At 70.8% G+C, this 13,212-nt stretch carries 11 protein-coding genes; 4 read left to right on the forward strand and 7 right to left on the reverse strand.

Going from position 1 to position 13,212, the window contains the following annotated elements; translation table 11 throughout:
* Positions 1 to 16 precede the first annotated feature (16 nt).
* The 4 genes from HHX41_RS00790 (at position 17) to HHX41_RS00805 (ending at position 5,371) form a co-directional block, all read left to right on the forward strand.
* Positions 17 to 1,957, forward strand: a complete 1,941-nt coding sequence (locus HHX41_RS00790; RefSeq protein ID WP_182904412.1) for a proline/glycine betaine ABC transporter permease — start codon at positions 17 to 19, stop codon at positions 1,955 to 1,957.
* Complete coding sequence (locus HHX41_RS00795; protein ID WP_169979251.1) at positions 1,954 to 2,934, forward strand: ABC transporter substrate-binding protein; 981 nt, start codon at positions 1,954 to 1,956, stop codon at positions 2,932 to 2,934. Before HHX41_RS00790 ends, HHX41_RS00795 begins: the two co-directional genes overlap by 4 nt.
* A gap of 443 nt (positions 2,935 to 3,377) precedes the next feature.
* On the forward strand, positions 3,378 to 4,328 hold the full coding sequence (locus HHX41_RS00800; RefSeq protein WP_169979249.1) for an ABC transporter substrate-binding protein: 951 nt from the start codon (positions 3,378 to 3,380) through the stop codon (positions 4,326 to 4,328).
* A gap of 344 nt (positions 4,329 to 4,672) precedes the next feature.
* The gene (locus HHX41_RS00805; protein WP_182904413.1) at positions 4,673 to 5,371 is read left to right on the forward strand and encodes an HNH endonuclease family protein; all 699 of its coding nucleotides are present in this window, start codon (positions 4,673 to 4,675) and stop codon (positions 5,369 to 5,371) included.
* A gap of 10 nt (positions 5,372 to 5,381) precedes the next feature.
* Here the strand turns inward: HHX41_RS00805 and HHX41_RS00810 are convergent, their stop codons facing one another.
* The 7 genes from HHX41_RS00810 to HHX41_RS41555 all read right to left on the reverse strand — a co-directional run bounded on the left by HHX41_RS00810 (position 5,382) and on the right by HHX41_RS41555 (position 13,210).
* Entirely contained in the window at positions 5,382 to 7,211 is a 1,830-nt protein-coding gene (locus HHX41_RS00810) for a hypothetical protein (protein ID WP_182904414.1), read from the reverse strand.
* A 214-nt stretch (positions 7,212 to 7,425) separates the two neighbouring features.
* On the reverse strand, positions 7,426 to 8,454 hold the full coding sequence (locus tag HHX41_RS00815; protein ID WP_182904415.1) for a CU044_5270 family protein: 1,029 nt from the start codon (positions 8,452 to 8,454) through the stop codon (positions 7,426 to 7,428).
* On the reverse strand, positions 8,451 to 9,218 hold the full coding sequence (locus HHX41_RS00820; protein WP_310741694.1) for an RNA polymerase sigma factor: 768 nt from the start codon (positions 9,216 to 9,218) through the stop codon (positions 8,451 to 8,453). Before HHX41_RS00820 ends, HHX41_RS00815 begins: the two co-directional genes overlap by 4 nt.
* Before the next feature lie 109 nt (positions 9,219 to 9,327).
* Entirely contained in the window at positions 9,328 to 11,277 is a 1,950-nt protein-coding gene (locus HHX41_RS00825; protein WP_182904416.1) for an FHA domain-containing protein, read from the reverse strand.
* 177 nt (positions 11,278 to 11,454) lie between these two features.
* Positions 11,455 to 12,123, reverse strand: a complete 669-nt coding sequence (locus HHX41_RS00830) for a hypothetical protein (RefSeq protein WP_169979240.1) — start codon at positions 12,121 to 12,123, stop codon at positions 11,455 to 11,457.
* 103 nt (positions 12,124 to 12,226) lie between these two features.
* Entirely contained in the window at positions 12,227 to 12,445 is a 219-nt protein-coding gene (locus tag HHX41_RS00835; protein WP_139576177.1) for a DUF2277 domain-containing protein, read from the reverse strand.
* A 36-nt stretch (positions 12,446 to 12,481) separates the two neighbouring features.
* Positions 12,482 to 13,210, reverse strand: coding sequence for an IclR family transcriptional regulator (locus HHX41_RS41555; RefSeq protein WP_396703281.1), 729 nt, complete (start codon positions 13,208 to 13,210; stop codon positions 12,482 to 12,484).
* Positions 13,211 to 13,212: the final 2 nt, after the last annotated feature.

A 13,212-nucleotide genomic window follows, 5' to 3' on the forward strand; every position in this document is an offset into this window, starting at 1 on the left:
GCCCGGGGAGGCGTAGATGGTGAGCGCACCTGTGCAGGTGGCGCCGCCCGTGCAGGCCCCGGCGCCGGTCCGGCGCCGCCTGCCGCGATGGGTCGCGCCGGTCGCCGGAGTGGTCGCGGTGGTGGCCCTCTACGTGGCCTTCCGCGGCAAGGCCGTGCTGCCGCACGACGACGACGCCACGGTGTTCCACTGGCTCAACGACGCCCGTGACTGGGTCGACGCCAACCGCAACAGCAGCCCGATCTTCCTCTACGTCGTCAACTACCTGCGCCTGGGCGTGTCGGAGATCTACACGCTGATCCAGGGGGCCCTGGTCGCGCTGGGCTGGCCGGGGCTCATCGGCCTGGCCGCCGGTCTCGGCTGGCTCGCGGGCGGCTGGCGGATCGCGCTCGTGTCGCTCGCGGGCTTCGCCGGCGTCGGGGTGCTCGGATTCTGGGAGGCGAGCGTCGACACGCTCGCGCTGACGTTGTCCGCGGTGGTGCTGTCGCTGCTGTTCGGCATCCCCCTGGGGATCTGGACCGGCCGTTCGCCCCGCGTACGCCGGATCGTGACACCGGTGCTCGACGTCATGCAGATCATGCCGACGTTCTCGTACCTGTCGCCGATCGTGCTGCTGTTGCTCATCGGGCCGGCGTCCGCGACGTTCGCCACGATGATCTACGCGATGCCGCCGGCGATCCGGATCACGTCGCTGGCCATCCAGCGGGTCGCCGGCGTCACGGTGGAGGCGTCGGAGTCGCTCGGCGCGACCGGGTGGCAGACGCTGCGCAAGGTCCGCCTGCCCCTGGCGCTCAACACGATCATGCTGGGCGTCAACCAGACGATCGCCGCCGCGTTGTCGATGGTGCCGCTGGTCGCGCTGATCGCGGCCCCCGGACTCGGCGTGGACCTGCTCCGCGCCCTCGCCCGGGTCAACGTGGGCGCCGCGCTCATTCCGGGCGTCGCGATCGTGCTGCTCGCCATCGTGCTCGACCGGATGACGCGGGCGACCGCCCAGCGGCGCGACGGCGGCGGGCGGGCGCGGGTGGTCCGCTGGGCCGGCTTCGCCGTCCTGACCGCGGCCGGGCTGGTCCTGACCTCCGTGCTGGCGCAGGAGTTCCCCGAGCAGTGGCACGTGCAGCTCGTCCGGCCGATCAACGACGTGGTCGAGTGGATCGAGACGCACTGGTACACCTTCACCGGCTTCCTCAACGACTTCGTCGCGTACGGCCTGCTCAATCCGCTGCAGGACGTGCTGACCAGCGCGCCCTGGTGGCTGGTCACCGCGGCGGTGCTGGTGTTCGCCTGGCGGGTGAGCGGACCGGTGGCCGGTGTGATCGCCGCGGGCTGCCTCGCGGGCGTCGCCGCGCTGCAACTGTGGCAGCACGGCATGGAGACGCTGACCATCGTGCTGGTGGCCTCCGTCATCACGATCGCGGCGGGGCTCGCGCTCGGCGTGCTGGCCGCGCGGTCGCGGTGGTTCGCCGCCGGGCTGCGGCCGATCCTGGACGCGGCCCAGACGATGCCGTCGTTCTCCTACCTGCTGCCCGCCGTGGCCCTGTTCGGCAACGGCCGTTTCACCGCGATCATGGCCTCGTTCATCTACGCGGTGCCGGTGGTCGCGCGCCTGGTCGAGGACGGCCTGCGGGCGGTCCCCGCGACCGTCATGGAGGCGGCCAGGTCCGCCGGCTCCACCGATCGGCAGCTGCTGTGGAAGGTCCAGCTGCCGATGGCCCGCGGCTCGCTGCTGCTCGCGGCGAACCAGGGCATCGTCATGACGCTGGCGATGGTGGTGATCGGCGCGCTGGTAGGCGCTGGAGCTCTCGGATACGACGTCGTGGCCGGAATCGCGCAGCAGGAGGACTACGGCAAGGGCCTCGCGGCCGGCGTCGCCCTCGTCCTCCTGGGAGTCATGCTCGACCGGATCACGCAAGGCGCCAACGGGCGCCGCTCTCCCCACAAGAAGAGGAACGCATGAAGAAGTTACGCCTAATCGCAGGGGTTCTCGTTCTCGGCCTCAGTATGGCCGCCTGCGGAGGCGCCAAGGTCGAGGACGACTCGGCGGCGGCGCCGAGCGCGAGCGCCGCGGGCTCCGCGGGCGCGTCCGCGGCGGGCACGGTCAAGATCGCGATCAACGGCTGGGTCGGCTACGAGGCCAGCGCCGCCGTCGTGTCGCACCTGCTGGAGAAGGAGCTCGGCTACAAGGTCGAGAAGGTGACCCTCGCCGAGGAACCGTCCTGGCAGGGCATGGAGTCCGGTGACGTCGACGTCATCATCGAGAACTGGGGCCACCCGGACCTCAAGAAGAAGTACATCGAGGAGAAGCAGGTCGCCGTCGAGGCGGGCAGCACGGGCAACAAGGGCGTCATCGGCTGGTACGTGCCCGAGTGGATGGCGCAGAAGTACCCCGACATCACCGACTACAAGAACCTCAACAAGTACGCCGACCTGTTCAAGACGTCCGAGTCTGACGGCAAGGGCCAGATGCTCGACGGCGACCCGTCCTTCGTCACCAACGACGAGGCTCTGGTCAAGAACCTGAAGCTCGACTTCAAGGTCGTCTACGCCGGCAGCGAGGCCGCGCTGATCAAGGCCGCCAAGCAGGCGACCGAGCAGAAGAAGCCGCTGCTCATGTACTTCTACGAGCCGCAGTGGCTGTTCAACCAGGTCAAGCTGGTCAAGGTCAACCTCCCCGCGTACACGGAGGGCTGCGACAGCGACCCCAAGAAGGTCGACTGTGACTACCCGCCGTACGACCTCGACAAGATCGTGAGCAAGAAGTTCGCCGACACCGGCGGCAAGGCGTACGAGCTGATCAAGGCCTTCCAGTGGACGAACGACGACCAGAACGCGGTCGCCGACGACATCACCAACAACGGCATGTCCGCCGAGGACGCGGCCAAGAAGTGGGTGGAGGCCAACACCGCCAAGTGGCAGGCATGGATGCCCAAGTGATCTAGGTCGTGTCTGACAAATCATGGCCCTGCTGCGCGTGGCCCAGGCGGCGCCTCGCTGCGTTCTCGTCGTCGCCCATAGCTCCGCTATGGGCTCCTCCTCCGCCTTGCGATGCATCCACCTGGATCCCCGCTCGCGACGGGCAGCATCTGTCAGACACTCCCTAGTGCCGCGACCGTCGACGTTTGCCCGGAGCAAAGTTAGGCGGGAGGGGCACTGGGTCGTGTCCCGTGATCTTCACTGGCCTGCCGCGGCCGCCGCGGCGGGAGATCACGGGACACTCCCCGGGATCACTACCCCGCGCGCCCGGCCGGGCGCGAGCAGTCGTCGGCCGCGATCCCCGCGATCGCGGCCGATCACGCTTGTTGTGGAATACTCTGCCGGTGTCGCCGCGGCCCCGCCGCTCGCGTTCGCCGCCCGTACGACATCAGATGAGGCTAGATATGAGGATCCGTCTCCTTGCCGGCGTGCTGACGCTCGCGCTGGCCATGACCGCCTGCAGTGGCGGGAGTTCGGATGACGCCGCCGGAGCGGGCGCCGCCGGCGGCACGAAGACCGTGCGACTGGCGATCAACCCCTGGATCGGCTACGAGGCCAGCGCCGCTGTCGTCGCCTATCTCCTGGAGCAAGAGCTCGGGTACAAGGTCGAGAAGATCGAGAGCGGCGAGGCGGACTCCTGGAAGGGTTTCGAGAAGGGCACGGTCGACGTCGTCCTCGAGAACTGGAGCCACCCGGAGCTGAAGAAGGAGTTCATCGAGGACAAGAAGGTCGCGATCACCGCGGGGGAGAACGGCAACAAGGGCGTCATCGGCTGGTACGTCCCCGAGTGGATGGTCCAGAAATATCCGGACATCACGGACTGGCAGAACCTGACCAAGTACAAGGACCTGTTCAAGACCGACAAGAGCGACGGACTGGGCCAGTTCCTCGCCGGTGACAAGTCCTTCGTCACCAACGACGAGGCGCTCATCAGGAACCTGAAGCTGCCCTACAAGGTGGTCTACTCCGGCAGCGAGGACGCGCTGATCGCGGCGGCCCGCAAGGCCACCGAGAACGAGACGCCGCTGCTGATGTACTTCTACGAGCCCCAGTGGCTGTTCAACCAGCTCAAGCTCGTGAAGATCAGCCTTCCGCCGTACGCCATCGGGTGTGACAACAACGTCAAGACGGTCAAGTGCGACTATCCGCCGTACCTGCTCGACAAGATCGTCAGTGTGAAGTTCGCCAAGAGCGGCGGCAGCGCGTACGAGCTGATCAAGAACTTCGTCTGGACCAACGACGACCAGAACGCCGTGGCCTACGACATGGCGGTGAACAAGATGAGCGCGGAGAACGCCGCCCGCAAGTGGGTCGAGGCCAACAAGATCGTCTGGCAGGACTGGATCCCGGCCTGATCCGGGGACGCTGATCCACCGGGCCGGATCCCACCGGGCCGGATCCCACCGGGCCTGAGCGAGGGGCGTGGCGCGCACGGCGCGCCGCGCCCCTTGTCGTGGGGTTGAACTCTCGCGCCCGATGCCCTGGAGACCACCCGAAGTCGTAGCTGTGCCTTGTGCCGGGATCTATCGGGGAGATCACGAATCCCGCACTCCTGTGCGTGCCTCCTTTGCCACCTTTTTGCACTTTGCTATATCTGAGGGGAATATTTCATTACCTAGGGGTGGCAGTGGGCGGGCGTGGCATCCGGTTGATCGCCGGAATCTCCGTGGCGGTGGCCGTACTGGCAGGCTGTGGGCCGATGCCGGAACTCGACGACGCCCTCACGGGCCAGAGCGGCGGCGGGAAGAGCGACTCGGACACGGAGCAGCGAGGTGTCAACCCGCTCGACAACCCCGACGGCACCGGACCCGGCCTGAAGGCCATCACGTCGGACAAGGACCGGGCGGAGGCCCGCAAGCTGATCGACAAGGTGGCGACGAAGGGCCGGGGAGCGAAGACCGGATACGACCGCGACAAATTCGGCTACGCCTGGGCCGACAACGTGGACGACATCCCATGGGGCCGCAACGGCTGCGACACCCGCAACGACCTGCTGAAGCGGGACGGCCGGGACGTCAAGTATCGCAGCGGGTCGAACTGCGTCATCACCTCCATGACCCTGTACGACCCCTACACGGGCAAGACGATCGACTGGAGCAAGTCGAAGGCGGCGGAGGTCCAGATCGACCACGTCATGCCCCTGTCGTACGACTGGCAGATGGGCGCGTCGCGGTGGAGCGAGAGCAAGCGCAAGCAGATCGCCAACGACCCGCTCAACCTGATCCCCGTCGACGGCTCGACGAACGGCTCCAAGGGCGACTCGGGCCCGGCCACCTGGCTGCCGCCCCGCAGCGAGATCCGCTGCGCCTACGCCGTGCGCTTCGCCCAGGTCTCCCTCAAGTACGACCTGCCGGTGACCTCCGCCGACAAGGCGGCCATGTTGGAGCAGTGCAGGTGAGCCGGCCGGCTCACCGGTAGACGACCTTCCTGGCCGACCGGCCCGGGAAGACGACGACCAGGTGCTCCTCGGGGCCGGTGCCGTCCACCCCCCGGGCGTGGATCCGCACGCGGTACCGCCCGGGGCCCTTCACCGCCAGGTTGGGCAGGGGCCTGCCGGCCCCCTCACCGGCGCCCTCGGTCATCTGGGGCACCTCGAGGCGGCCGCCGCGGCTGACCACGCCGACCTCGGCCACCTGCTCCCAGCCCTTCAGCCGCAGCGGGGGAGCGGAGGCGAACGCCTTGACGGTCAGGCACATCGGCTGGTTCTCGCCGTAGGTCATCACGGCCATCGTGCCGCCTCCGGCGGCGACGAACCCGTCGTCGATCGCCGCGGAGAAGACGCCCTCGCCCTGCGCCGAGGTGTCCTCCGGGTCGTGGACGGCGTATCCACCGCCCTCGGACAGGAAGTACGCGGCCGTGCCCTGCCGCCCGGCCCGCAGCCGAGGCCAGGGATCCCGGCAGCGGGCGTTCTCCTCCGCGACGTAGCGGCCGGCGTCCGCGCGCACCTCGGACTCGGGGCGCAGAAAGTCGGGCTCGTCGGCGGCCACCGCCTCCGGGCAGAGGAACACCAGCACGTTCCTGTCGGCTCCCCACGAAGCGCGCTCGCTGCCGGCCTCCTCCAGGAGAGCGTGCTGCTCCGCCCCGTCCCCGGCCGCGCAGAGCCTTCTGCCGTAGGCCAGGACGTGCTGGTCGGAAAGGGTTTCGGGGAACATCGGCGGCAGCCCGTCCATCGTGCTGCGCGCATGGCAGAGGAACGCCTTCTCCCTGTCCTCCGGCCTGGTGTCGCCGTAACGGCGGTACGAGCCGGTCCATTCGAAGCAGTCCTCGCCCCAGCCCGTGAAGGTGAACCTCGGGGCGGCCTCGGGCCGTACCAGCACGAGCAGAGGCAGGATCACGGCCGCCGCCGGGATCGGCCTGGGCAGGCGAAGCGGGCGCGCCGCCCGTGGCGCGGCGAGTTCGTGGGCGGAGCGGGCGAGCCACACCGCGAGCATCACGTCGTCGCCCTCGTCCAGCAGCAGCGTCAGGGGCCAGGCGGCGGACGAGGCCACCCACTCGAGGCCCGCGCCCGCCAACGGGAGGGCCAGTGTCAACGCCAGGTTCAGCCAGCCGGCCGCGAGGGTCGCCCTGCTCCACCGGCCGTCGCGGTGCTGGCCGATGAGGATCGATGTCTGCCAGATCGGGGCGGCCGCGCTGAGCAGCATGATGCCGATCTTCAGCGACGGCGTGGCCGGGAACAGCCACGGCTCACCCGGGAACAGCGACGGTCCGTCCGACGACATGACGGCGATGGTGAGCGGCAGGAGCCAGTTCTCCGCCAGGGCCGCCGAGGCCGCCAGCGCGGCGGCGACGGCGCAGAGCCGGACCCACCGGCCGGAGAGGACCAGCGCGAACAGCACCTGCATCGGGCCCCACAGGGCCAGCTCGACGGAGTCCTCGAGGAACCCGGGGAGCAGGTCGGCCGGCAACCGGAGGACCACGGCGTGGGCGACGGCCAGGTAGAGCAGACGCCGCAGCCAGACCGCCCTCCGGTCGCCGTGCGGGCCCGCCTGCCGGGGCAGGGCGAGCACCTGACGCAGCATCCAGGTCTTGAGCGCGAGGATCGCGAGGAGAACCGGCACCGCGACCGCGACGGTGTGCCCGTCCACCAGGACGTCCGCGCGGAACTCGTCGAGCGGACACCACAGGACGGCCAGCCACAGGGGCCCGACGTCCCAGGTGACGAGGGCGGCCACGGCGGCGACGCCGGCGACTCCGAGATAAAGCCTCGGCACCCACAGCTCCGGACGAAGCCGCACCACGTCACGCCCTTCCCTGCGACAGGAAGGATGATCTTAGGGGACCGCGCCGACAGACCGCGCCGACCCACCGGCCCGACGTATCGGGCCGACGAAGGGGCCCGAGGTACCGGGCTGGCGTACCGGGCCGGCGTACCGGGCCGTCAGACCGGGCCGCCCGCTTCGGACGGCCCGGCGACCCGGCGTGACCGGCCGGGCACGGGCACCGGCCGGTGCCTCAGCCGCAGCCGGCGTGGGGGTCGTCCACCTCGGGCGCGGTGTCGTCGGCCGTGACCTCCAGCTGGGCGGTCGAGGCCACCAGGCTGCCGGCGGGCGCCTTCGCCTCCTTCTCGTCCACCACGATGCCGCGCTCCCCGAGGAGCTCGTACGTGGACGGGTCGAAGATGATCTCCTCCCGCACCCCGCCGGAGACCCGGCCGACGCCGATGCCGGACCGTCCCGCGGCGTCCTCGATGTTCTCGGCCACCGTGACCCCGGGGATCGTGGCGGCGGCCTTGAACAGCGCCGCGCGCTGCGCCGCCGGCACGTACGTCTCCCGCAGCAGGTCGCCGACGGCAGTCCACGCCCCCGTGTCGGGTGGATTGTCGCCGCGCGGCCGGTCGTACAGGTAGGCGCGCATCTTCTCCGGGTCGGCGGGCAGCTTCTTCAGGGTGGTGTAGGCGGTGTCCCGCACGCTGTCACAGGCGGGGAGCCGCATCCACTCGGTGCCCTTCTCCCTGTACGCCTCCGGCGGGATCGGCCAGCCGGGGTAGGCGCGGGGCTCCAGATAGTCGATCTTCAGCGCGCCGTCCCTCGTGCCGTCGGCCGACAGCCAGATAGTCCGCTTCGTCCGGTAGAGGTAGCGCGATTCCTTCTCGCCCTCGCCGACCACAGTGGACTCGTACATGGTCTGGGAACTCACCTTGACGAACTGGTCGTCGCGCGGCGACAGGTCGGTCACCGCGCGGGCCGCCCTGCCCAGCACCTCCTCGGCCGACATGGCCGACACCTTCGGCAGCCTCACGACCCCCGGGCTCACCGTCGCCGGCCGGGTCTCCGGTCCCGTCAGGACGATGGTGACGGCCGCGACCCCCGCCGCGGCGAGCAGCGCCGTCCCGCCCGCGAGGAGCACGTACGGACGCGGGCGCGGGCGGGCGGGACGTCCCCCGGGGTCGGCCAGTCGCCGCCGTACGGCCGCCTTGGCCGCCAGGGAGTAGGGCGCGACGTCGGGCCGTTCCCGCGCCACCAGGTCGATCTCGTCGGTCATGAGCCGTTCTCCTCGGGAAGGTCGAGATGGCGGCGCAGCTTCGCGCGCACCCGGTGCAGGCGCGAGCGGACCGTGCCGATGGGGATCTTCAGGGCCTCGGCCGCCTCCTCGTAGGAGAGGTCGGCCCAGGCGACCAGCAGGAGCAGGTCGCGCTCGGCGGCCGACAGCCTGGCCAGCGCGGCGGCGAGGGCGGGCCGCAGGGCGGCGGCGCTCGCCCGCTCCGCTCCGCGCTCCTCCTCGTGGAAGCCTCGCTCGCCGGCGTCGCGCGGCGCGCGGGCGAGCGCCCGCAGGCGCCGGACCTCCGAGCGGCGGTGCCCGGAGATGAGGTTGCCGGCGATGCCGTACAGCCAGGGACGGGCGTCCGGCCGGGACGTGTCGTACCGGTGCCGCTTGCGGAACGCCACGAGGAACGTCTCCGCCGTCACGTCGTCGGCGTGCTCGGGGCCGAGACGGCGGCCGGCGTAGGCGTGGATCTCGTCCGCGTGCCGGTCGAAGACGCCGGCGAACCGCTCGGGCGCGGTCAGCGACGCTTCGATCAGCCCGGCGTCGCTCGGCTCGGCGCCATCCGGCCCGGCGCCATCCGGCCCGGTGTCGTATGGCCCGGTGTCGTATGGCCCGGTGCCGTGCGGCCGGGTGCCGACGGCGCCGGCGCGGCCTGCGCCGGTGCGGGTCCCGAAGCCTGAGTCCGTGCCGTCGCGGGAGCCGCCGGGCTCGCGACCCGGGGCGACCGTGGGGAAGCGCGTGTCGCCGGAGACCGTCCTCACCACCCGATTTGTCCGTTCATAGGGGTTATCCTTCCGCGGGCGCCGTCGCGCCCTTCACCCCTACTCCGCCGGACGGCCCGGGCCGGTTCCGTGGTTCGCCGGAGCGACGTCAGCCGGAGGGCGTACCGCCGGGCCGCCTGGTCTGTCCGTCCGCCCGCCGCGCGACGAGCGCCCCCTCGACAGGGGACGCCACGGGGGACGCCGCGGAGACCGGCTGGTCGAAGATGTCGATGTCGACCTCCTCGCCGCCGACCGTCAGCGTCTCCCAGGCTCCGCTCACCAGCAGGGTACGCAGCGTCTCGCTCCGCAGTTCGTGCAGGTGCCGGAGGAGGGTCGCGTCGTCGGGCATGCCGGGGACGCGTGGTGACAGGCGGTCGCGGATCTGCCGCAGGCGCTCCAACAGGGCGTCGATGTCCGCGTCCCGGTCCGAACCGGCGCGGCCCTCCTCGATGCCCTGGACGATCGTGTCCTTGATCGCCCGGGTGACCCCCTGCTCGTCGGTGGTCACCATCGCGTTCCACGCGCGGCTCTTGTGTCGATACTGCAGCATCGACATCGCCGCCTCGTGCCGTACGAAGTCGGCGTCCCGCAGCGGCCTGCCGCGCCAGTTGCGGTTGAGTGACCGGGCCAGCGAGATGGCCGACGCCAGCCCGCTGTTGAGGCCCCGCCCAGGCCAGAAGTGGATCGCGTTGGCCGCGTCCCCCAGGAGGAACCCGTACGTTCCCGGGGTGGTCGAGGTGGGGGAGTACAACCGGGCGGTGAACCGCGGCCGCTGCACCATGTCCAGCCGGAAGGCGGTGACCGCGCTCACGTCGCCGTCGGCGACGCCGAAGAGCGCGAGCCCTTCCTTCGCCCGCCTCCACAGTGCCGAACCCCTGATCAGGGCGGGCAGGAACAGCGTGTGGTGGGTCGAGCAGTGGAAGTCCCCGTCCTCGGTGCGCTCCATCAGGCAGGGACTGGAGGCGACGCACTCCTCGAACACGTGCCGGACGGGGTCGATGCCGACGACCTCCGCGGCCTCGTCGTCGGTGAGCCGCATGTTCAGGAAGCCCTCGCCGCGCAGGGAGTTCAGGAGGAACCGGTTCTGCGCCACGGTCAGCAGCACGATCGCCGGGTCCGGCAGGCCGGACTTCACCCGCAGCCCCAGCACCACGTCCTGCAGGTGCCGGCCGTCGAGCGAGAAGATCGAGTCGTCGGCCCGGCCGAACCTGTCGGTGAAGTGCTCGCGGGTCCGCGAGCGCCCTCCCTCGCAGATGGCGAGCACGTGCTCCTTGGCCACGGCGTCCTGGCGCTCCGCGGGGTCGAATATCTCGGGCACCAGGCGGATGCGGGCGGACCTCTCGTTCGCCATCTCCAGCAGGGTGTCCTCGATGTGGGCGATCCGGATGTTCCGCGGGCGGTAGTCGCGGATCGAGTCCGGACCGGCCGGCCACATCTCGCTGTAGGACCCCTCGGCGAACAGCCGCGACTGGACGTCCTCCGGGAGGTTCAGATACTGGCGGCTCTGCACCGTCACGACCTGCTGCCGCCGGTTGTTGCCCTGCGTGGCGTTCTTCCACACGATCCGCGGCCCGTCCTCGGTCCAGCGGCCGTCGTAGATCGTGATGGCGACCCGGTGCCCCATGAGGTGTTCGAGGAGCAGGGCGAAGGCCAGCCCGACGGGCCCGCCGCCGGAGATGGTGACGTGCAGGACCTGCTCCGGTTCGACGTCCGGATACGACTCACGGAACCGTCGCATCAGGGAGGTGTCCATCACCGTCTCGGCGTCGTCGAACGCCTCGAAGCGGAACGTCTCCCCTCCGATGGCGATCGTGTCGCCGGGCCGGAGCACATGCGTGGTGACACGCCTGCCGTTGACCAGCGTCCCGTTGCTGCTGCCCCGGTCGAGCAGCACGTAGCCCTCGGCCTCGCGGCGCACCTCCGCGTGGAAGCGCGAGGCCCTCTCGCTGGTGATCACCACACTGTTGTCGCCTCTGCGGCCGAAGGTGATCGGCTTGTCGTCGATCGGGAAACGCTGACCGGCAAGGGGACCTTCATGCCCGACGATCGCAGGTGGCATCGGTCCGCCCCCTTTCCCTCGAAACCGCCAATGTGATCATTAATCGTGACACGCTTCCCGTCTGCTGCAAAGCGTCCCAGTCAGGACCGGCAATCACCCCTGCGCGGGCGAGGCGGGCGTCGTCGCGCCCTGCGCCCTACTCCGCCGGACCCGCCGGGCCGGTTCCACCCGATGTGCTCACCCGGTGATGAGGAATCCGTTGTGGTCGCGGGCCACCCCGCCGGCGCGGGCCGCGATCGCGAGGGCGGCCCGCCGGGCGGCGGCGGGGACCTCCGTGCCGTAGCCGCCGTCCGCGGACAGCTCGTAGGTCACGTCGTCGGCGTCCCACTCGTTGACGAAGACCTCGATCGGGCTCTCGGCGCTGGTCAGCAGCGTCGTGCCGCCGTCGGTCACCGTCGTGACGGCGAGGCCGGGCACGTCGTCCGCGAGCAGGCCGATCACCTCGTCCACCGGGATGAGCCGCCCGCCGGTGACCTCGGCCAGGTCCTCCGGAGGCTCCTGGCATTCCGGGTGCTCCCGGCCGCCGAGCCGCTCGGCCAGGCCCCGCACGAGCAGGCTCGGCCGCGCGAAGTCGCCGCCCGCCTCGCTGTCGATGTTGCGGGCGAAGAACGCGGCACCCCAGCCCGCAGGAAGCCCCGCCCTGGCCGCCAGCTCCGGGGTCAGCTCGATCGGCCCGCGCAGCTCGACGTTCTCGCCGATCTTGAACCCGCGCCAGTAGGGCCCGGCCTCCGGATCGTGCAGCCGCACGGTCTCCAGCACGGTCGTGAGGTCGGGAACGTACGGCAGCAGCAGCGTCGGCCCCTTGCGCAGCCGCCGGGCCAGGAAGAAATCGGAAATAACACCCATGCGGCCACTGTCCCGTCCGGCACTTGGGATCCGCTTGGACCGCGCTGCCCAAAACGTGCTGCTCAAACTGCCCTGCCCGGACTGCGCGTCTGGATCCGAGGTGCTACCGGGCGGCCGAGCCGCGCACCTGGAGGGACGCCAGCAGGGCCGTGCTGGCCTGCGTGATCTCCTCGACCGCGCGGTCGAACGCCTCGGCGTTGTGGGCCGCCGGGGCGCGGAAACCGGAGATCTTGCGGACGTACTGCAGGGCCGCCGCCCGGATGTCCTCCTCGGTCACCTCGTCGGTGAACGGCGGGCGCAGGGTCTTGATGCTTCGGCACATGTGCCCATACTGTCCCGTCCGCGCCGGGAACGGGGCTCAGGAACGGAAGACGGCGGCGCCGAAGTCCTCCGCCACCTTGCGCAGCATCGCGGCGAGCTCCTCGCGGTCGATCGCGTCGATGCGCTCGGCCGGTCCGGACACCGACATCGCCGCGAAGGTCCGCCCGCCGTCGTGGACGGGCACCGCCATGCAGTGCACGCCGTTCTCCTCCTCGCCCAGGTCGAGCGCGTACCCCCGGGCGCGCACCCGGTCGAGCTCCTCCAGCAGGTCCCCGACCTCGGTGATCGTCCGGTCCGTACGGCGGGGCAGCCCGGTGCGCCGGAACACCGCCGCCGCGTCGTCCCGGTCGGCCAGCAGGGCCTTGCCGACGGCCGTGCTGTGCGGCAGCACGCGACGGCCGACCTCGGCGAACATCCGCAGCCTGCGCGGCGAGGGCACCTGGGCCACGTAGACCACGAAGTCGCCCTCCAGCACGGCGAGGTTGGCCGTCTCGCCGGACAGCTCGACCATTCTCGCGAGGTACGGCTCGGCCCACACCGCGAGCATCCGCTCGGCGACGCCGCCGACGCGCACCAGCGCGCCGCCGAGCGCGTAGCGCCGATCGGACTCCTGCCGGACGTACCCGCGGGCCAGCAGCGTCTGTAACAGCCGGTGGATCGTCCCGTACGGCAGGCCGGTCCTGGCGGCGATCTCCGACAGGCCGGCCTGGCCGCCGTGCTCGGACAGTGCTTCGAGCACGTCCAGCGCCCGGTCGACGCTCTGCACGC

The organism is Microbispora sp. H13382 (genome assembly GCF_014161445.1).
Taxonomy (GTDB): Bacteria; Actinomycetota; Actinomycetes; order Streptosporangiales; family Streptosporangiaceae; genus Microbispora.

Coding starts and splice junctions, on each gene's coding strand:
- HHX41_RS00790 (WP_182904412.1), top strand. CDS start 17: ATGGTGAGCGCACCTGTGCAGGTGGCGCCGCCCGTGCAGGCCCCGGCG.
- HHX41_RS00795 (WP_169979251.1), top strand. CDS start 1,954: ATGAAGAAGTTACGCCTAATCGCAGGGGTTCTCGTTCTCGGCCTCAGT.
- HHX41_RS00800 (WP_169979249.1), top strand. CDS start 3,378: ATGAGGATCCGTCTCCTTGCCGGCGTGCTGACGCTCGCGCTGGCCATG.
- HHX41_RS00805 (WP_182904413.1), top strand. CDS start 4,673: ATGCCGGAACTCGACGACGCCCTCACGGGCCAGAGCGGCGGCGGGAAG.
- HHX41_RS00815 (WP_182904415.1), bottom strand. CDS start 8,454: ATGACCGACGAGATCGACCTGGTGGCGCGGGAACGGCCCGACGTCGCG.
- HHX41_RS00825 (WP_182904416.1), bottom strand. CDS start 11,277: ATGCCACCTGCGATCGTCGGGCATGAAGGTCCCCTTGCCGGTCAGCGT.
- HHX41_RS00830 (WP_169979240.1), bottom strand. CDS start 12,123: ATGGGTGTTATTTCCGATTTCTTCCTGGCCCGGCGGCTGCGCAAGGGG.
- HHX41_RS00835 (WP_139576177.1), bottom strand. CDS start 12,445: ATGTGCCGAAGCATCAAGACCCTGCGCCCGCCGTTCACCGACGAGGTG.